This is a genomic window from Streptomyces sp. PL-25 (genome assembly GCF_058344915.1).
This window is the reverse complement of the sequence record NZ_CP136997.1, coordinates 5,751,764-5,769,933: the sequence shown is the minus strand read 5'-3', so window position 1 is coordinate 5,769,933 and position 18,170 is coordinate 5,751,764. Positions and strand designations below refer to the sequence as shown.

At 73.3% G+C, this 18,170-nt stretch carries 14 protein-coding genes, 1 pseudogene and 1 riboswitch; of the genes and pseudogenes, 4 read left to right on the top strand and 11 right to left on the bottom strand.

Going from position 1 to position 18,170, the window contains the following annotated elements:
- Nucleotides 1-162 precede the first annotated feature (162 nt).
- Nucleotides 163-384, bottom strand: a pseudogene (locus R4Z62_RS25825) (ATP-binding protein); the annotation flags it as partial.
- Between the two features lie 143 nt (nucleotides 385-527).
- Here R4Z62_RS25825 and R4Z62_RS25820 point away from each other — a divergent pair.
- On the top strand, nucleotides 528-1,403 hold the full coding sequence (locus tag R4Z62_RS25820) for a helix-turn-helix domain-containing protein (protein ID WP_491521013.1): 876 nt from the start codon (nucleotides 528-530) through the stop codon (nucleotides 1,401-1,403).
- Entirely contained in the window at nucleotides 1,400-1,756 is a 357-nt protein-coding gene (locus tag R4Z62_RS25815; RefSeq protein ID WP_491521012.1) for a DUF397 domain-containing protein, read from the top strand. Before R4Z62_RS25820 ends, R4Z62_RS25815 begins: the two co-directional genes overlap by 4 nt.
- 34 nt (nucleotides 1,757-1,790) lie before the next feature.
- On the opposite strand, the gene R4Z62_RS25810 is transcribed toward R4Z62_RS25815, so the two are convergent.
- From R4Z62_RS25810 to R4Z62_RS25795, 4 genes are all read right to left on the bottom strand, one after another.
- Complete coding sequence (locus R4Z62_RS25810) at nucleotides 1,791-2,441, bottom strand: thymidine kinase (RefSeq protein WP_491521011.1); 651 nt, start codon at nucleotides 2,439-2,441, stop codon at nucleotides 1,791-1,793.
- 65 nt (nucleotides 2,442-2,506) lie between these two features.
- Nucleotides 2,507-3,700 (bottom strand): alkaline phosphatase family protein, encoded by a 1,194-nt coding sequence (locus R4Z62_RS25805; protein ID WP_491521010.1) that lies wholly within the window; start codon nucleotides 3,698-3,700, stop codon nucleotides 2,507-2,509.
- Nucleotides 3,700-4,296, bottom strand: coding sequence for a DUF5998 family protein (locus R4Z62_RS25800; protein WP_381740322.1), 597 nt, complete (start codon nucleotides 4,294-4,296; stop codon nucleotides 3,700-3,702). Before R4Z62_RS25800 ends, R4Z62_RS25805 begins: the two co-directional genes overlap by 1 nt.
- A 100-nt stretch (nucleotides 4,297-4,396) precedes the next feature.
- The gene (locus tag R4Z62_RS25795) at nucleotides 4,397-7,306 is read right to left on the bottom strand and encodes a bifunctional acetate--CoA ligase family protein/GNAT family N-acetyltransferase (protein WP_491521009.1); all 2,910 of its coding nucleotides are present in this window, start codon (nucleotides 7,304-7,306) and stop codon (nucleotides 4,397-4,399) included.
- Nucleotides 7,307-7,427: 121 nt separating this feature from the next.
- Here R4Z62_RS25795 and R4Z62_RS25790 point away from each other — a divergent pair, with 121 nt between their 5' ends.
- Complete coding sequence (locus tag R4Z62_RS25790) at nucleotides 7,428-7,709, top strand: HPr family phosphocarrier protein (protein ID WP_018564609.1); 282 nt, start codon at nucleotides 7,428-7,430, stop codon at nucleotides 7,707-7,709.
- Nucleotides 7,710-7,898: 189 nt separating this feature from the next.
- On the opposite strand, the gene R4Z62_RS25785 is transcribed toward R4Z62_RS25790, so the two are convergent.
- The 4 genes from R4Z62_RS25785 to R4Z62_RS25770 form a co-directional block, all read right to left on the bottom strand.
- Nucleotides 7,899-8,558: a GntR family transcriptional regulator gene (locus R4Z62_RS25785; protein ID WP_491521008.1), complete on the bottom strand. Its 660-nt coding sequence runs from the start codon at nucleotides 8,556-8,558 to the stop codon at nucleotides 7,899-7,901.
- 206 nt (nucleotides 8,559-8,764) lie between these two features.
- Nucleotides 8,765-9,523, bottom strand: a complete 759-nt coding sequence (locus tag R4Z62_RS25780; RefSeq protein ID WP_018564611.1) for a M23 family metallopeptidase — start codon at nucleotides 9,521-9,523, stop codon at nucleotides 8,765-8,767.
- A 12-nt stretch (nucleotides 9,524-9,535) separates the two neighbouring features.
- A riboswitch (cyclic di-AMP (ydaO/yuaA leader) is annotated at nucleotides 9,536-9,697 on the bottom strand.
- Between the two features lie 203 nt (nucleotides 9,698-9,900).
- On the bottom strand, nucleotides 9,901-11,289 hold the full coding sequence (locus tag R4Z62_RS25775) for a M16 family metallopeptidase (protein ID WP_381739528.1): 1,389 nt from the start codon (nucleotides 11,287-11,289) through the stop codon (nucleotides 9,901-9,903).
- Nucleotides 11,286-12,647, bottom strand: coding sequence for a M16 family metallopeptidase (locus R4Z62_RS25770; protein WP_064535680.1), 1,362 nt, complete (start codon nucleotides 12,645-12,647; stop codon nucleotides 11,286-11,288). Before R4Z62_RS25770 ends, R4Z62_RS25775 begins: the two co-directional genes overlap by 4 nt.
- Nucleotides 12,648-13,183: 536 nt before the next feature.
- Between R4Z62_RS25770 and R4Z62_RS25765 the strand changes: the two genes are divergently transcribed.
- Nucleotides 13,184-15,640, top strand: a complete 2,457-nt coding sequence (locus R4Z62_RS25765) for a DNA gyrase/topoisomerase IV subunit A (protein WP_355480342.1) — start codon at nucleotides 13,184-13,186, stop codon at nucleotides 15,638-15,640.
- Here R4Z62_RS25765 and R4Z62_RS25760 read toward each other — a convergent pair.
- Both R4Z62_RS25760 and R4Z62_RS25755 read right to left on the bottom strand, forming a co-directional pair.
- A complete protein-coding gene (locus tag R4Z62_RS25760) occupies nucleotides 15,637-16,812 on the bottom strand; it encodes a CobW family GTP-binding protein (RefSeq protein WP_491521926.1) in 1,176 nt (391 codons plus the stop codon). The two genes, R4Z62_RS25765 and R4Z62_RS25760, sit on opposite strands and share 4 nt — an antisense overlap.
- Before the next feature lie 226 nt (nucleotides 16,813-17,038).
- Nucleotides 17,039-18,127 (bottom strand): YncE family protein, encoded by a 1,089-nt coding sequence (locus tag R4Z62_RS25755; protein ID WP_491521007.1) that lies wholly within the window; start codon nucleotides 18,125-18,127, stop codon nucleotides 17,039-17,041.
- Nucleotides 18,128-18,170: the final 43 nt, after the last annotated feature.

Genomic DNA, 18,170 nt, shown 5'->3' with positions numbered 1-18,170 from the left:
TCCCTCAGTGCCTCGCTTCCACACGTGAACACGAGCACTGATTTCCTGGCATGCTGCTGTCCCCTTCACCTTTCGGTTCCAAGTAAGCCATCAGACCCAGAAACCTCCCTTCAGTTCCTCCCGGTTGAACCGGGGATACAACAGAGCGCCTCATGGCGCACCGGCGTTCGCGGCCAGCTCCGCGACGATCAGCACGATCGCGTCGTGCGCGTCGGTGCCGTACGGGATGTCCCACGCGTGCAGGCGGACGGCCGCGAGGCGGCGGGCGAGGCGGGCCCCTCGGGGCGTGGAGGTGAACCGCATCTCGAAGGTGTGGTCCGGCGGCGGCGCGGGGCGGGCGGGGTCGTGGCCGGTGCTGGTGGGTTCGATGGGTTTCGTCGTCACGCCGTCCAAGGTCCCGTTGCTCGCGTAGCGTGACCAGTGGTGACGCAGCGACAGGAACCCGCTGTACGCGCGTTGTACGCACGAGTCGGCGCTGTGCGCCGTGACGGCGTTCCTCGCGGGGGCGTTGGGCCGAGGAGGCGGTGATGCACATGGCGGAACACGCGGAACACAAGGATGCGGACGCGGAGCCCGAGGTGGGCTCCGGGGAGCGCGAGAACGACACCGGCCGGGGTGTCGTGGTCGCGTTCGGGCAGACCATGAAGATGCTGCGGCTGCGCGAGGGGCTGGAGCGCGAGGAGTTCGGGCGGCGGCTCGGGTACTCGGCGTCCACGATCGCGTCGTTCGAGCAGGGCCGGAGGATTCCGACTCCGCAGACGATCGAGCGGGCGGACGAGGTGCTGGGGGCGGGCGGGTTGCTCTGCCTGTGGCAGGAGCAGGTGGAGCGGGCTCAGTATCCGGTCCGGTTCCGGGGCATGGCCAAACTGGAGAAGGAGTGCATCGAACTGCTCATGTACGACGCGCTCATCGTCAACGGTCTGCTCCAGACCGAGGAGTACATGCGGGCGCTGATTGGCATGAGGCGCCCGCCCCTGGCACAGGAAACAATCGATCAGCGTGTGACTGCGCGGTTGGCCCGGCAGCGCATCTTCGACCGACAACCCGCGCCACTAGTGGGGTTCGTGATGACCGAGGCGGTGCTGCGGCAACGCTACGGCGGCAAGAGCGTGTTGCGCGGACAGTTGGAGCACCTCCTTCTGATCGGGCAGAAGCGGAACGTCGAGATCCAGGTTCTGCCACTCAACTGCGAGGACAACGCGGGTGTGAACGGGCCGTTCACCGTCGTCGCTCGGAAGGACGGCAAGAAGTTCGTCTACTCCGAGGCTCACGCGATCAGCACACTCGAAGCCGACCCCCAGCAGACGGTTCTCGCTGCCGCACGCTATGGGATCATCCGATCACAGGCTCTCAGTCCGCGAGAGTCCTCGCAATTCATCGAGAAGTTGCTGGGAGAGCTATGAACACCGTCGAGTCCGAACTCACCTGGTTCAAGAGCAGCTACAGCGACACCGAAGGCGCTCAGTGCGTAGAGGTCGCACCCGCCACGGCAGTCATGCACGTCCGCGACTCGAAGGTTACCGCTGGCCCCATGCTCACGGTCTCGCGCAAGGCTTGGACGGACTTCGTCGGGCTCACCTGGACCAAGAGCAGCCACAGCGGGACCGAAGGCGGTCAGTGCGTCGAGGTCGCGGCCGCCCCGGCAGCCGTGCACGTCCGTGACTCGAAGGCCGCCGCCGGGCCCATGCTCACCGTCTCGCGTGCGGCCTGGGGCGGGTTCGTCGGGGCTGTCGCCTCGTCGGAGGGGCGGGGCTGACGCTCGTACGGATGGGGCCGCCCTGTCGGCGGGGTCAGGCCGGGGTGACCGGGAGGACGTCCGGGGACAGGGCCGCCGCGCGGGCCGAGGCCGCGGTCATGCGGCGGCGGTGGTGGCGGCGGCACAGCACCTCGTAGCCGATCTCGTCCGGGGACTGGTCGACGTCGCCCACGACCACCTGGGCGCCCTCCACGACCATGACACCGCCGACCGTGCGGGCGTTGTGCGTGGCGCGGGCGCCGCACCAGCACAGGGCCTCGACCTGGAGGACCTCCACGCGGTCGGCGAGTTCGACCAGGCGCTGGGAGCCGGGGAACAGCTTGGAGCGGAAGTCGGTGGTGATGCCGAAGGCGTAGACGTCGATCTCCAGGTCGTCCACGACGCGGGCGAGCTGGTCGATCTGCTCGGGCGCGAGGAACTGCGCCTCGTCGGCGATCACATAGTCGGCCCGGCCACCCTGGGAGAGGTGGTCGACCAGGTAGGAGTAGAGGTCGACACCGTCCTCCACCTCCACGGCGTCGGTGACCAGGCCGAGGCGGGAGGACAGCTTGCCCTCGCCCGCCCGGTCGTCGCGGGTGAAGATCAGACCGGCGAGTCCGCGCGCCGAGCGGTTGTTCTCGATCTGGAGAGCCAGTGTCGACTTCCCGCAGTCCATCGTTCCGGAGAAGAACACCAGCTCGGGCATGAGGGGGCGGGCACCTTTCGGCGAGGTCGCGGGTCGGGGAAGGGGACGGGTACGGGCGGCGAGGGTCAGGGGCGGGCTTCGAGCAGCGGGACGAACTGCTCGGCCGGGGTCATGGAGCCGTGGTTGCCGACCATCAGGGACTCCTTGGGCTCCCGCTCCGAGGCGATGAGCAGGACGTCGTCCCGGGCGGCCGCGATCACGTCGCCGAGCCGCCCGTACACCCGGTCGTCGATCCGGGGCCCGAACCAGCCGGCGTCGATCGCCTCGTCCCGCGAGGCCACCCAGAACTGCTCCCCCAGCACCTCGCGCCAGCAGGTCAGCACGTCACCGGCGGCGCCGGGCACCGCGTACACGTGCCGGGCGCGGCCCTCGCCGCCGAGCAGGGCGACACCGGCGCGCAGCTCCCAGTCGGCGTCGAAGTCGATGCGGTGCTCCTCGTCGAAGACGATGTCGACCATGCCGTGGTCGGCGGTGACGTAGAGCGCGCTGCGCGGCGGAAGCTGCTCGGCCAGCCGCTGGGCGAGCCGGTCGACGTGCATCAGCTGGCCGCGCCAGGCGTCGGAGTCCACGCCGAAGCGGTGGCCGGCGCCGTCGAGTTCGGAGTAGTACGTGTAGACCAGGGCGCGGTCGGCCGCGGCGAGCTGCCCGGCCGCCACGTCCATGCGCTCCTCGCCGGTCAGCCGGCCCAGGAAGGTGCCGCCGCTGAGCGCGACCTTGGTGAGCGGGGTGTTCTGGAAGGCCGGGGAGGAGACCTGCGCGGCGTGCACCCCGGCGCGGTGGGCCAGCTCGAAGACGGTGGGGTACGGCTGCCAGGCGCGCGGGTCGGTGTAGGGCTGCCAGCGGAGCTGGTTCATCAGCGCGCCGGTGGCCGGGTCGCGGACCGTGTAGCCGGGCAGTCCGTGCGCGCCCGGGGGCAGGCCGGTGCCCACGGAGGCGAGGGAGGTCGCGGTGGTGGCCGGATAGCCGGCGGTGAGCGGACGGCCGGTGCCGCCGCGCGAGCTGCCCAGCAGGGAGGTCAGGAAGGGCGCCTCGTCGGGGTGTGCGCGCAGCTGCTCCCAGCCGAGGCCGTCGATCAGGAAGACGCAGGCGCGGTCGGCGGGGGTCAGCTCGGGGATCGCGGCCGTCGTCCCGGGGACGTCCATCCCGGCGGCCAGGGTGGGCAGCAGGTCGGCGAGCGAACCCGTGCCGTAGGCGGGGACGGGCGCGGAGGCGACGGCGAGGGGCTCGGGGTGGTCCCAGGCGGTGGGCTGGGCCGGCATCAGCGGGTGACGTCCGCGGTGGCCTCGGAGACCGCCTGGGCGAAGGCGAGCGTCTGGCGCACGGTCTCCGGGCCGTCCCCTGCCTCGCTGACGCGCAGGCTGAGGTCGTCGGCGGTGGAGTTCCCCGTGTAGCCGTGGTCCGCCTCGCAGTTCGGGTCGCCGCAGGCGGCGGGCTCCAGGTCGATGCGGGAGACGGCGCCCCAGCCGATGGTGAGGACGACCTCGCGGGGCAGCGTGCCCGGCGTGTACTGCTCCGGGTTGGCGACGACCCGGCTCACCACGACCGACGAGATCCGGCCGAGCTTCACCGATTCGGTGGACGTCGTGGCGTACGGCGTCGGGGAGGTGCTGTCGGCCGCCTGCTCGTCGGTGTGGCTGACGATGAAGCGGTTGCCGGTGAGGACGAGCACGGTGACGTGCCGCCGCACCTCGTTCTGGTCGAAGGTGGTCTCCTGGTGGACCAGGTACGACCGGATGGGCTCGCCGCCCACGGCGGCCTCCACCGCCTCGGCCACGAGAGCCGGGTAGTAGCCGCTGCGTTCGATCGCCGCCCGCAGCCCCTGGGTCGTCGTACTGGTCTTGGCCATGCCGTCCATCCTACGGGGAGGCACTGACTGCCAGGCACCGGTTCGTCGCGGGGAACGTCCGGGCGAACCGGTGGGCGGGCCGTCGGCGGGCCGTCAGTACGCCGGAGGGTCAGTACGCCGGGAGGGTGCGCGGGCCGAGGTCGTCGCGGACGGGCGGCGGGGCCAGGCGCACGCTCGCGCCGAGGACGCTCACCCCGTGCGGGGCGACGACGACCGGCTCCAGGGTGACGGCGGCGACCTCGGGGTGGTCGTCGACGAGCCGGGAGACGCGCAGCAGCAGCTCCTCCAGGGCGGGGGTGTCGACCGGCGCCGAGCCGCGCCAGCCGAACAGCAGGGGGGCGGTGCGGATGGAGCGGATCATGGACGTGGCCTCCCGGCCGGTGACCGGGACCAGGCGGTGCGCCATGTCGTCGAGGAGCTGGGAGGGGGCTCCGGCGAGGCCGAAGGAGAGCACCGCACCGGCCGCCGGGTCGATGACCGACCGCACGACGGTGTCGACGCCCCGGGGCGCCATGGTCTGCACCACCGGCCGCACCTCCTGCGGGCTGCCGAACAGCTCGGTCAACTCGGCGTAGGAGCGGCGCAGTTGCTCCTCGTCGGCGAGGTCGAGGCGGACGCCGCCCAGGTCGGCGCGGTGGCGCAGGTGCGGGGCGGTGGCCTTCAGGGCGACCGGGTAGCCGAGGGTGCGGGCGGCCTCGGCGGCGGCGTCGGCGGTGGGCGCGGGGACGGCCCGGCGGACGGGGATGCCGTAGCGGGCGAGCAGCGCGCAGGTGTCCTCGGCGCCGGGCGTGAGGCCCTCCCCGCGGTCCAGGAGGCCGGTGATGAGCGCGGCGGCGCCCTTCTCGTCGATGTCCTCGTACTCCGGCACCCTGCCCGGTTCGGCCGCCTCGCGCCGCCACTGCCCGTAGCGCATCGCCTCGGCGAGCGCCCGCACGGCCCGCTCGGCGGCGGGGTAGGCGGGGATGAGGCGGGGGGCGGGTGTCTCCGGGTCTTCGGGGGTCTCCGGGGCAGGCGGTGTCTCCGGGGCGGGGGGTGTCTTTGGGCCCGGTGGGGTGTTTGTGGCCGCGGTGGCTTCCGCGTCCGGCGGGACGCCGGGGGTGCCGGTGACCGCGGAGGCACCCGGGAGCGGAGGCTGCGGAAGGGAGCCGCCGGGCTGGGGGCCCGTGCTGGCCGCCGCCGACAGGGCCTCGGCGAGGCCGCCCAGCTCGACGTGGACGACGAGGACCGGCTTGGCCGGGTTCGCCAGGGCGGCCGAGCGCAGCGCCCCGGCGAGGGCGGCGTCCTGCGCGGCGCCCTCCCCCACGGCCGGGATCGCGGTGACGACGACCGCGTCGCTGCTCTCGTCGGCCAGCGCCCGCGCCAGCGCGGCGCGGAAGTCCTCCGCCGAGGCGGCCGTCGTCAGGTCGTGCGGCGGCTGCGGCCGCAGCCCCTCGGCCAGGCAGCGGTCGTAGGTGAGCACGCCCAGCGACTCGGAGTTGCCGAGGATCGCCACCCGCGGCCCGGCGGGCAGCGGCTGCCGGGCCAGCAGCAGCCCGGTGTCGACCAGTTCGGTGATGGTGTCCACCCGGATCACCCCGGCCTGGCGCAGCAGCGCGGACACCGTCGCGTGCGGCAGCCGGGTCGCGCGCACGGCGTGGCCCTGCGGGGCGCCCGCGGCCTGCACCACCACCAGCGGCTTCACCGCCGCCGTGCGCCGGGCCAGCCGGGTGAACTTGCGCGGGTTGCCGATGGACTCCAGGTACATCAGCGCCACATCGGTGCCGGGGTCGTCGTACCAGTACTGGAGGACGTCGTTGCCCGAGACGTCCGCGCGGTTGCCCGCCGAGACGAAGGTGGAGACGCCGGTCACGCCGGTGACCCCGCCGCCGCGCCGGTGCAGCCGGGAGAGCAGGGCGATGCCGATGGCGCCGGACTGGGTGAACATGCCGATCCGGCCGGGCCTGGGCATCTCGGGGGCGAGCGAGGCGTTGAGCCGGACGCCGGGCGCGGTGTTGATGATCCCGAAGGCGTTCGGGCCGATGATCCGCATACCGTACGCGCGTGCCTGCCGGACGAGGGCCCGCTGCCGCTCGCGCCCCTCGGGCCCGCTCTCCGCGTACCCGGCGGAGATCACGACGAGCCCCTGCACCCCGTGCTCGCCGCACTCGGCGACCGCCTCGGGGACCCGCTCGGCCGGGACGGCGACCACGGCGAGGTCGACCGGCCGGGCGATGTCCCGCACCGAGCGGTGGGCGGGCACCCCGTCGATCTCCGCGCGCTCCCGCTCGAAGGCGCGGTTGACGGCGTACAGCGGGCCGGTGAACCCGGCCTCGCGCAGATGGCCGAGGATGCCGCGGCCCACGCTCCCGGGGCCGCGGCCGACGCCGATCACGGCGACCGAGCCGGGCAGCAGCAGCCGCCGCACCGAGCGCCCCTCCGCGCGCTGCTCCCGCGCGCGCTGCACGGCCAGCGAGCGGTCCGTCGGCTCGATGTCGAACTCCAGTCGGACGACACCGTCCTCGAAGCTGCGCTTCTGGGTGTACCCGGCGTCGGTGAACACCTTGATCATCTTGGTGTTCGCGGGCAGCACCTCGGCGGAGAAGCGGCGGATGCCGCGCTCGCGGGCGACGGCCGCGATGTGCTCCAGCAGGGCGGAGGCGACCCCGCGGCCCTGGTGGGCGTCCTGCACCAGGAAGGCGACCTCGGCCTCGTCGGCGGGCGCCGGGCCGGGCGCTCCGGCGGGGCCGATGCGGTCGTAGCGTACGGTGGCGATGAACTCGCCGCCGACGGTGGCCGCGAGCCCCACCCGGTCCACGAAGTCATGGTGCGTGAAGCGGTGGACGTCCTTGGCGGACAGGCGCGGGTAGGGCGCGAAGAAGCGGTAGTACTTGGACTCGTCCGACACCTGCTCGTAGAAGCTGACCAGCCGGTCGGCGTCCTCGGCGGTGATGGGCCGGATCCGTGCCGTGCCCCCGTCGCGCAGCACCACGTCGGCCTCCCAGTGGGCGGGGTACGCATGCCGGTCCGACGAGGTCTGCATGGGGCCCAGCGTACGGCTCGCCCCGGGCGGCGGCGCGAGGCGGTGTGTGGCGTACCCACACGGTGCCGCACGTATGGGAAACTGGTCTAGACAACCTGCTACACCTGAAGGGCAGCATCACATGGCTGAGCGCCGCGTCAACGTCGGCTGGGCCGAGGGTCTCCACGCCCGCCCCGCTTCCATCTTCGTCCGGGCCGCCACGGCCGCAGGGGTCCCCGTGACGATCGCCAAGGCCGACGGCAACCCCGTCAACGCGGCCTCCATGCTGGCCGTGCTCGGCCTGGGCGCGCAGGGTGGCGAGGAGGTCGTCCTCGCCTCCGACGCCGAGGGCGCGGAGGCCGCCCTGGAGCGGCTGGCCAAGCTGGTCGCCGAGGGCCTGGAAGAGCTTCCCGAGACCGTCTGAGCGGCCGGAGGGAACACACAGCGCGTCCGGGAACCGCGTCTCCCCCTGCGGGGCGGCGCGGTTTTCGTGTGTCCGCGTGAATTCCCCGCGCGGGAAACGGAAATAGGGCGCGGATATCGGCGGAACATTCCTTCCCGGCCCCTGCCGGTCCCTGCCGATTCCTGTCGGTTCTTTTCTACGGCACGCGTGTTAATTCCGTGTGCTCGATGTGTTGACGGGATGTTTCCGGGCGCTCGCCCGCTGCGCGGCGGTCATCCGCTCGGTGTGCAGGGCGGTCAGGGCGCGGGCGCGGGCGGCGTCGCCGCGTGCCACCGCGTCGACGATCGCCCCGTGTCCGGCCCAGGTCTCGGCCGGGTCGGCGGGGTCCGGCGCCCCGTACATCCAGGTGATCTTGTGCCGCAGCTGGGCCAGGGCGGCGGTCAGCGCGGGGCTGCCGCAGGACTGGGCCAGGGTCTCGTGGAACCAGGCGGCCAGGGACCACAGCTCCTCGCCGCCCCCGCCCGCGGCCCGCTCCTGACCGAGCCTGACCAGGCCGCGCAGCACCTTCAGATGGCCCTCGGTGCGCCGCTGGGCGGCCCGCTCGGCGCCCAGCGGCTCCAGCAGCAGACGCATCTCCAGCAGGTCGGCGCCCTCCTGCTCGGTCGGCTCGGCGACGCACGCGCCCGCGTGCCGCCGGGTCACCACGAAGCCCTCGGCCTCCAGGGTGCGCAGGGCCTCGCGCACCGGGACGCGCGAGACGCCGTAGCGGCGGGCCAGGACCTCCTCGGTGAGCCGGCTGCCGCGCTCGTGCACCCCGGCGACGATGTCGTCCCGGATCGCCGTGCACACCGAGTGCGCCGGAACACGCATGTCCGACCTCCGTATCCCGTCCCGTGACCGTGGCCGTGCCCATGGCCGTGGCGCGCCCGTGGCGGACACGCCGCGGACGCGCATTCCGACGACTCTAGAACAATGCGCGGGAATTTCCGACGGCGTGACGGAATCCAGGGATATTTTTTGGACAGCCGGGATGCAGTGCGGCGGAGAAGAATACGGAGCGTGCCCGGAGCCGGAATTCAGACCTGCACGCCGTGCGTGCGGAGGTAGGCGATCGGGTCGACGTCCGAGCCGTACTCCGCGCCGGTGCGCGCCTCGAAGTGCAGATGCGGACCGGTGACGTTGCCCGTGGAGCCCGACACCGCGATCTGCTGGCCCGCGACGACCTGCTGGCCCACCGTGACCCCGATGGACGACAGATGGCCGTACTGGGTGTACATGCCGTCGGCCATCCTGATGACGACCTGGTTGCCGTACGCCCCGCCCCAGCCGGTCTCCACCACCGTGCCGACGCCGACCGCGTGGACGGGGGTGCCGGTCGCGGCGTGGAAGTCGATGCCGGTGTGCGAGCCGGAGGACCACAGCGAGCCGCCGGTCTTGTAGCCGGTGGAGACGTAGGAGCCGGCGATGGGCGGCACGAAGGTGTTGAGGCGCTTGCGCTCGGCCTCGCGGTCGGCCCGCTCCTTGGCCTCGCGCGCCTGCTCGGCGCGCTCGGCGGCCAGCTTGCGCGCGGCCTGCTCGGCCTGCTTCTGCTGGGCGGCCTCCCACTGGGCGGCGGCCTGCGCGTCGACCCGCTCGGCGACGGTGTCGCCGAGGCTGATGACCGGGGTGAGGCCGGTGTCCGCGGGGGCGGGGGTCTCTGCGGCGAGGGCCGGGGAGGCGGCGAGGGTGCCGATGACGCCGGTGGTGGTGAGGGCAGCGACACCCGCCGCGCGGGCGGTGGTGCGCTGCACTCGGCCGGGACGGCGGTGCTTCCCGGTGGCGCGCGTGAACGCCATGTGGTGGCTGGTCCTTTCCTTCCCTCTCGCCTACCGGGTTAGCTGACGGGTTCGGAACAGGAAGGTCTCCTACGGGTGCCGTGCGCGGCGCACGGTGCCCGATTCACCCCAGGGACTGAGTGGGTCCCCGGCTCCCCTGGCTCGCGCCGTACGGGGACTCGGCGATGACTGTCCGGTGCCGCGGCTGCGGCGCACTGCCCGACGAACAGCCGGACCGACGCTAGACGGGGCCGTGTTCCGCGCCCAAACGGATCCGGGTTTTTGTAGCGCACGCCACAGGGCAGACAGGGCGCCTCCTGCCCAATACGGACATGCCGGGGCCCCGGTGACGCTCCGGTCACCGGGGCCCCACGCGCGCGCGTGCCGCGCGGTGCGTCCTACTCGGCGGCGACCACGGTCACCGGGCCGACGCCGAGCGCCTCGACCGGCTCCTTGATCTGCGCCGCGTCCCCGACGAGCACCGTCACCAGGCGGTCCACCGGGAAGGCGCTGACGACCGCGGCGGTCGCCTCCACCGTGCCGGTCTGCGCGAGCTGCTGATAGAGCGTCGCCTGGTAGTCGTCGGGCAGGTGCTGCTCGACCTGGTCGGCGAGTGTGCTCGCCACGGCGGCGGCCGTCTCGTACTTGAGCGGCGCCACCCCCACCAGGTTCTGCACGGCCACGTCCCGCTCGGCCTCGGTGAGCCCCTCGGCGGCGAGCTTGCGCAGCACCGTGAAGAGGTCGTCCAGGGCCGGTCCGGTGTTCGGCGTGTCGACCGAGCCGCTGATGGCGAGCATGGCCGCGCCGGTGCCGTCGGGCGCCGAGCGCAGCACCTGGCCGAAGGACCGCACGCCGTAGGTGTAGCCCTTCTCCTCGCGCAGGACGCGGTCCAGACGGGAGGTCAGGGTGCCGCCCAGGCAGTAGGTGCCGAGCACCTGGGCGGGCCACACGCGGTCGTGCCGGTCGGGTCCGATCCGGCCGATGAGCAGCTGGGTCTGGACGGCGCCGGGGCGGTCCACGATCACCACGCGGCCGGTGTCGTCGGCGGTGACCGGCGGCACCGGACGCGGCTCGGCCGGCGAACCGGTCCAGGCGCCCAGGGTCTCGCCGAGCAGCTCGTCGAGGTCGATGCCGGTGAGGTCGCCGACGACGACCGCGGTGGCCGTGGCGGGGCGCACGTGCCGGTCGTAGAAGGCGCGGACGGCGGCGGCGTCGACGGCGGCGACGGTCTCCTCGGTGCCCTGGCGCGGGCGCGACATGCGGGCGGTGGCCGGGAACAGCTGCCGGGACAGCTCCTTGGCGGCGCGGCGGGAGGGGTTGGCCAGCTCGTGCGGGATCTCGTCGAGCCGGTTGCGCACCAGCCGCTCGACCTCGGACCCGGCGAACGCGGGCGCCCGCAGCGCGTCGGAGAGCAGCGCGAGCCCCTTGGCCAGCCGGGAGGCCGGGACCTCCAGGCTGAGCCGTACGCCGGGGTGGTCGGCGTGCGCGTCCAGGGTGGCGCCCGCCCGCTCCAGCTCGGCGGCGAAGTCCTCGGCGGAGTGCTTGTCGGTGCCCTCGGAGAAGGCCCGCGCCATGATCGTGGCGACGCCGTCCAGGCCGGCCGGCTCGGCGTCCAGGGGCGCGTCGAGCAACACCTCGACGGCGACGACCTGCTGACCGGGGCGGTGGCAGCGCAGCACCGTGATGCCGTTGTCCAGGGTGCCGCGCCCGGGGGCCGGGAACGCCCACGGCCTGGCCTCGCCGGCCTCGGGGCGGGGGTGGAACTCCATGGTGGCCAGCTCGGTCACTTCGCCGTCTCCTCGGTGTCGTCCTGGGCGTCGGGGGTGTCGTCCTGGGCGTCGGGGGCGGTCGGCTCGTAGACGAGGACCGCGCGGTTGTCGGGGCGCAGCCGGGCCTTGGCGACCTCCTGGACCTCCTCGGGCGTCACCTCCAGGACGCGCTGGACGGCGGTGAGGGCGAGCTGCGGGTCGCCGAACAGGACGGCGAAGCGGCACAGTTCGTCGGCGCGGCCCGCGACCGTGCCGAGCCGGTCCAGCCACTCGCGCTCCAGCTGGGCCTGGGCGCGCTCCAGCTCCTCGGCGGTGGGGCCCTCCTCGGCGAAGCGGGCCAGCTCCTCGTCGATGGCGGCCTCGATGACGGGGACCTCCACGTCACCGGAGGTCTTGACGTCGAGCCAGCCCAGGGAGGGCGCTCCGGCCAGCCGCAGCAGGCCGAACCCGGCGGCCACGGCGGTGCGGTCGCGGCGCACCAGCCGGTTGTAGAGCCGGGAGGACTCGCCGCCGCCCAGGACGGTCAGGGCGAGGTCGGCCGCGTCGCACGCGCGTGTGCCGTCGTGCGGGAGGCGGTAGGCGGCCATCAGGGCGCGCGCCGGGACCTCCTCCTCGACGACCTCGCGCAGTTGCTCGCCCATCACCTCGGGCAGCGAGCCGTCGCGGGGCTCGGGCTTGCCGTCGTGGGAGGCGATGGAGCCGAAGTACTTCTCGATCCAGGCGAGCGTCTGCCGCGGGTCGATGTCGCCGACGACGGACAGGACGGCGTTGTTGGGCGCGTAGTACGTGCGGAAGAACGCGCGGGCGTCCTCCAGGGTGGCCGCGTCCAGGTCGGCCATGGAGCCGATCGGCGTGTGGTGGTACGGGTGGCCCTCCGGGTAGGCCAGGGCGGTGAGCCGCTCGAAGGCCGTGCCGTAGGGGACGTTGTCGTAGCGCTGGCGGCGCTCGTTCTTGACGACGTCGCGCTGGTTCTCCATCGACTCGTCGTCCAGGGCGGCGAGCAGGGAGCCCATGCGGTCGGCCTCCAGCCAGAGGGCCAGTTCCAGCTGGTGGGCGGGCATGGTCTCGAAGTAGTTGGTGCGCTCGAAGCTGGTGGTGCCGTTGAGCGAGCCGCCGGCGCCCTGCACCAGTTCGAAGTGGCCGTTGCCCGTCACCTGGGCCGAGCCCTGGAACATCAGGTGCTCGAAGAGATGGGCCAGGCCGGTGCGCCCCTTCACCTCGTGGCGGGAGCCGACGTCGTACCAGAGGCACACCGCCGCGACCGGGGTCAGGTGGTCCTCGGAGAGCACCACGCGCAGGCCGTTGGCCAGGCGGTGCTCGGTCGCTGTCAGGCCGCCGGAGCCTGCCTCGGCTGTGGCGGTGTGACCCTTGGGCATGTACGTCCCTTCGATCGCGGTGGCGGTCCGGAATCCGCCCTGTTCCTGCCGGTCCTGCCACTGTATGCAAGCGTGCGAGCCGCTGGCGAAGTTCCCGCTCCCCGTACGCCCTGAGCGAGATCGAACGGGGGACGGGGCGGAGCGGGCGGGGCGCGCGGCCCGGCGGGCGCGCGCGGGGCGTGCGAGGGCGCGCGGCGCGGGGCAGGGGCGCGGAACCGTGCGGAACAGGGCGGGGCGCGGGCGGGAGCCCGCGTGGCGACGTCCGGGGGCCGACACGCGGGCGGCGGGCGGGACTTCGGGGACGGCGGGCCGGACTTCGGGGACGGCGCGGTCCGGGCCGGGTGCCGCGGGGCGCTCCGGCGCCTTTCGCCGGGGCCCGGGAAGGGGCCCGCGGACCGTCGGACGGGCCGGTCCGGGGGCTCCGCGAGGGGTCCGGGGAGGCTCGTGGGGCGGGGTCCGGTCCACGTTGTCAGTCCGGCGGTCCACAATGGTCGGCGTCAGATCCCGTTCCACGCTTCAGCAAGGAGCCGGCAGCGATGGCCCGCCGCAGCACGAAGACCCCGCCGCCCGACGACCCGTACGAGGAGAAGATCCTCGACATCGACGTGGTCGACGAGATGCAGGGCTCCTTCCTCGAGTACGCGTACTCGGTCATCTACTCGCGCGCCCTGCCGGACGCCCGGGACGGACTGAAGCCGGTGCACCGCCGCATCGTCTACCAGATGAACGAGATGGGCCTGCGCCCCGAGCGCGGCTATGTGAAGTGCGCCCGTGTCGTCGGCGAGGTCATGGGCAAGCTCCACCCGCACGGCGACGCGTCGATCTACGACGCGCTGGTGCGGCTGGCCCAGTCCTTCTCGATGCGCGTCCCGCTGGTCGACGGCCACGGCAACTTCGGCTCCCTGGGCAACGACGACCCGCCCGCCGCGATGCGGTACACCGAGTGCCGCATGGCCGAGGCGACCAGCCTGATGACCGAGTCGATCGACGAGGACACGGTCGACTTCGCGCCCAACTACGACGGCCAGGAGCAGGAGCCGGTGGCCCTGCCCGCCGCCTTCCCGAACCTCCTGGTGAACGGCGCGTCGGGCATCGCCGTCGGCATGGCCACGAACATGCCCCCGCACAACCTGGGCGAGGTCGTCGCGGCGGCCCGCCACCTGATCCGCAATCCGAACGCGGACCTGGACGCGCTGATGAAGCACGTCCCGGGTCCCGACCTGCCCACCGGCGGGCGGATCGTGGGCCTGTCCGGGATCCGGGACGCCTACGAGTCCGGGCGCGGCACCTTCAAGATCCGCGCCACGGTCTCGGTGGAGACGGTCAGCGCCCGCCGCAAGGGCCTCGTGGTCACCGAGCTGCCCTTCGCGGTCGGCCCGGAGAAGGTCATCGCGAAGATCAAGGACCTGGTCGGCGCGAAGAAGATCCAGGGCATCGCCGACGTCAAGGACCTCACCGACCGCGAGCACGGGCTGCGCCTGGTCATCGAGATCAAGAACGGCTTCGTGCCGGAGGCCGTCCTCGAACAGCTCTACAAGCTGACGCCGATGGAGGAGTCCTTCGGCATCAACAACGTGGCGCTGGTCGACGGCCAGCCGCTCACGCTGGGCCTCAAGGAGCTGCTGGAGGTCTATCTCGACCACCGCTTCGAGGTCGTACGGCGGCGCAGCGAGTACCGGCGCGGCAAGCGGCGCGACCGGCTGCACCTGGTCGAGGGCCTGCTCACGGCGCTGGTCGACATCGACGAGGTCATCCGGCTGATCCGCTCCTCGGACAACTCCGCCGAGGCCAAGCAGCGCCTGATGGAGCGGTTCTCGCTGAGCGAGGTCCAGACGCAGTACATCCTCGACACGCCGCTGCGCCGGCTGACCAGGTTCGACCGCATCGAGCTGGAGGCGGAGAAGGACCGGCTGACCGCGGAGATCGAGGAGCTGACCCGGATCCTCGACTCGGACGCCGAGCTGCGCAAGCTGGTCTCGGCCGAACTGGCGTCCGTCGCCAAGAAGTTCGCCACCCCGCGGCGCACGGTGCTGCTGGAGGCGGGCGCCGTGCCGGTGGCGGCGGTGCCGCTCCAGGTGGCGGACGCCCCGTGCCGGGTGCTGCTGTCCTCCACGGGTCTGCTGGCGCGTACGGCGGACGACCGGCCGTTCCCGCGCGCGGCGGACGGCAGGCGGCACAAGCACGACGTGATCGTCTCGGCGGTGCCGGCCACCGCGCGCGGCGAGGTGGGCGTGGTCACCTCGGCCGGGCGCCTGCTCCGGGTGAACGTGGTCGACCTGCCCCAGCTCCCGGAGACCGACGCGGTGCCGACCCTGTCCGGCGGGGCGCCGATCGCGGAGTTCATCTCCCTGGAGGACGACGAGTCGGTGGTGTGCCTGACCACGCTCGACGAGTCCTCACCGGGTCTCGCGCTCGGCACCGAGCAGGGTGTCGTCAAGCGGGTGGTGCCCGACTATCCGTCCAACAAGGACGAGTTGGAGGTCATCACCCTCAAGGAGGGCGACCGGATCGTCGGCGCTGCCGAGCTGCGCACCGGCGAGGAGGACCTGGTCTTCATCACGGACGACGCGCAGCTCCTGCGCTACCAGGCGGCCCAGGTCCGGCCGCAGGGCCGCCCGGCCGGCGGCATGGCGGGGATCAAGCTCGCCGAGGGCGCCAAGGTCATCTCGTTCACGGCGGTGGATCCGGCCGTGGAGGCGGTGGTGTTCACGGTCGCGGGCTCGCGCGGGACGCTGGACGACTCGGTGCAGACGACGGGCAAGGCGACGCCGTTCGACCAGTTCCCGCGCAAGGGCCGGGCCACCGGCGGGGTGCGCTGCCAGCGGTTCCTGAAGGGCGAGGACTGTCTGTCGTTCGCCTGGGCGGGCCCCACCCCGGCGCGGGCCGCGCAGAAGAACGGCAACCCGGCCGAGCTGCCGGAGATCGACCCGCGCCGCGACGGCTCGGGGCTGTCGCTGCCGAAGACGGTGGGGGTGGTGGCGGGACCCGTCTAGACGGGCGGGTCCTCGATGTCCGGGGCGTCCCCGGGGTCTTCGGCGGCCCCGGGGTCCTCAGGGGCCTCAGGGTCCTCAAGGGCCTCTGCGGCTCCGTGAGCCCCGGCGGGGGCCTCCTCCTGCCCGGGGCCCCGGACGTAGCGCAGGACGCCCCACATGCCGTGCTCGTCGGCGTGCGGGGTGTCCTGCTCGCACTCCTGGAGCTCCCCGGCGAGGGCGGGCATGTCGGTGCCGGATCCGATGAGCACGAGCTGGGTCCGCCGCGGTCCGCCGGCCGGCCAGGGCTCGGGGTAGAAGCGCAGGAACCGGCCCACGGCGTGCACGGCGTAGCGGTTGCGCGGGTCGTACGGCCCGAAGCCGACGTAGCCCTTGATGCGGTAGAGGCCGTCGGGACGGCTGTCCAGGAAGCGCATCAGGCGGCGCGGGTCGAGCGGCACGTCGGAGACGAAGGAGAGGGTGTCGTAGCCGGCGTGCAGATGGCCGGCGTGGCGGTCCCCGCCGGACCCGCCGCCGGGCCCGTCCTCGCCCCCGCCCCCGTCCTCTTCGGCGAGGTGCAGGTCGTCGAAGGAGAGCTGCCCGACGCGTTCCTCACCGGGCCGGCAGTCGAACAGGAACTCGGGGTCCACCCGGCCGTAGGTGGCCGGGACGACGGCCGCCCGGTCGACGAGCGAGCGCACGGTCGCGAGCACCCGTTCGGCGTCGTCCGCGCGGTCGGCCTTGTTGACGACGACGAGGTCCGCGAGGGCGAGGTGCCGGTCGATCTCGGGGTGCCGGGCGCGGGTGCCGTCGAACTCGGCGGCGTCCACCACCTCGACCAGGCCGCCGTAGACGACCCGGGGGTTCTCGCTGGCCAGGACCATGCGGACCAGTTCCTGGGGCTCGGCGAGGCCGCTGGCCTCGACCACGATCACGTCGATGCCGGCCCGGGGGCGGGTGAGCCGGTCCAGGTACTGGTCCAGCTCCCCCGCGTCCACGGCGCAGCACAGGCAGCCGTTGCCCAGCGAGACGGTCGAGTCGCCGAGGGCGCCCGCCACCGCCATCGCGTCGATCTCGATGGCCCCGAAGTCGTTGACGATCGCACCGATACGGCTGCCGCCGCTGTGGTGCAGCAGATGGTTGAGCAGCGTCGTCTTGCCGGATCCGAGGAACCCGGCGAGCACGACGACGGGGATCTGCCCGCCGGGGTGGGCGGGGTCCGCCTCCGGGGCCCGGTCCTGCGGGGCGGTCCCGGACGGAACCGGGTTCGGGGGCGGCTGGTTCACCGTGCGACCTCTCTCCGAGCGCGACTGGCGCCGGAGCGGCCCCGGACCAGGCGCGCGACCTGACTGCCGCCCCCAGGATACGAGCCGCAGAGGGGCCGTTCACCGCCCCCCCGGGGACGGTGAACGGCCGCGCGGGTCAGCGGATCGGGTCGATGCGGTGGATGGAGTCGAGGGTGTCGGGGCCGGCCGCGGCCTTGTCGACCACGTAGGCGACGCCGTGCGCGACGGTGACGTGGTCGGTGTTGGCGCCGGTGGCGAGGTCGGCGACGATCGTGCCGGTGCGGGGGTCGAGGACGGTGGTGGTGCCGGCGTCCTTGTTGGCGGCGTAGACCCGGCCGGTGCACGGGTCGGTGGCCACCGCGAGGGTGCCCGCGCCGGTCTTGATCTCCCGGGTCACCTCGCCGCTGGCCAGGTCGACGACGGAGACGGAACCGGCGGCCTGGTTCGCGGTGTAGGCGGTGCGGCCGTCCGCGGACAGGGCGACGTCGATGGTGCCCTCGCCCACGGGCAGGATCCGCGGCCGGTCGGAGCCGGGGCTCACCTCGAACAGGCGGCTCTTGGCCAGGTCGGCGGCGTAGACGTGGCCGGTGAAGGGGTTGACGGCCAGTCCGGCGGGCCAGCTGCCCTCGACGGTGACGCGCTTGCGCTCGGCGTGCGTGCGCAGGTCGAACGCGACGATGCTGCCCTCCTCCAGGGCGGTGCACCAGACCAGACCGCGCGGGATGTCGACGGCGACGTCCCGGGTGTGCTGCACGCCGGGCACCGTCGCCAGGTGCTGGCCGGTGCGCTGGCTGTAGACGGCGAGGGCGTTGTTCAGGGTGGCGGCGACCCACACGGTGTCGTGGACGTCGTCCACGGCGATGCCGTAGACGGCCTCCAGGGTGCCGGTGGCCTCGTCGGTGACCGGCGGGGTGTAGGAGGCCAGCGTCTTGAGCGTCCTCGGGTCCACCTTGAGCAGCTGGGACTGGGTGACCGGCGGGTAGCCGATGGAGCTGGTCACCCACAGCGCGTTGTGGCGGGTGGAGTGGGCCACCTGGTAGAGGCCCTGGGCGAGTTCGGCGGACGTCACGGCGTAGGTCGTCTCCTTGGTGCGGTTGCGGGTGCGGTCGCGGGCCTGGTCGGGGGTGGCGGCGGCGGCCGTACCGGCCGTGCCGAGCACGCCGCCCGCGGCGATCGCCGCGCCGAGCACGGTGCGGCGCTGTATCGGGTTGCGGGAACCGGACATGGTGTTTCCTCCAGGGATCGGGGCGGCGCGGGGCCGGGTGGGT

What these genes read in the sequence shown, in the direction of transcription:
- R4Z62_RS25810 (WP_491521011.1), bottom strand. Translation starts at nt 2,441, where the DNA reads ATGCCCGAGCTGGTGTTCTTCTCCGGAACGATGGACTGCGGGAAGTCG.
- R4Z62_RS25795 (WP_491521009.1), bottom strand. Translation starts at nt 7,306, where the DNA reads ATGCAGACCTCGTCGGACCGGCATGCGTACCCCGCCCACTGGGAGGCC.
- R4Z62_RS25765 (WP_355480342.1), top strand. Translation starts at nt 13,184, where the DNA reads ATGGCCCGCCGCAGCACGAAGACCCCGCCGCCCGACGACCCGTACGAG.
- R4Z62_RS25820 (WP_491521013.1), top strand. Translation starts at nt 528, where the DNA reads ATGCACATGGCGGAACACGCGGAACACAAGGATGCGGACGCGGAGCCC.
- R4Z62_RS25755 (WP_491521007.1), bottom strand. Translation starts at nt 18,127, where the DNA reads ATGTCCGGTTCCCGCAACCCGATACAGCGCCGCACCGTGCTCGGCGCG.
- R4Z62_RS25780 (WP_018564611.1), bottom strand. Translation starts at nt 9,523, where the DNA reads ATGGCGTTCACGCGCGCCACCGGGAAGCACCGCCGTCCCGGCCGAGTG.
- R4Z62_RS25770 (WP_064535680.1), bottom strand. Translation starts at nt 12,647, where the DNA reads ATGCCCAAGGGTCACACCGCCACAGCCGAGGCAGGCTCCGGCGGCCTG.
- R4Z62_RS25800 (WP_381740322.1), bottom strand. Translation starts at nt 4,296, where the DNA reads ATGGACGGCATGGCCAAGACCAGTACGACGACCCAGGGGCTGCGGGCG.
- R4Z62_RS25805 (WP_491521010.1), bottom strand. Translation starts at nt 3,700, where the DNA reads ATGCCGGCCCAGCCCACCGCCTGGGACCACCCCGAGCCCCTCGCCGTC.
- R4Z62_RS25790 (WP_018564609.1), top strand. Translation starts at nt 7,428, where the DNA reads ATGGCTGAGCGCCGCGTCAACGTCGGCTGGGCCGAGGGTCTCCACGCC.
- R4Z62_RS25785 (WP_491521008.1), bottom strand. Translation starts at nt 8,558, where the DNA reads ATGCGTGTTCCGGCGCACTCGGTGTGCACGGCGATCCGGGACGACATC.
- R4Z62_RS25815 (WP_491521012.1), top strand. Translation starts at nt 1,400, where the DNA reads ATGAACACCGTCGAGTCCGAACTCACCTGGTTCAAGAGCAGCTACAGC.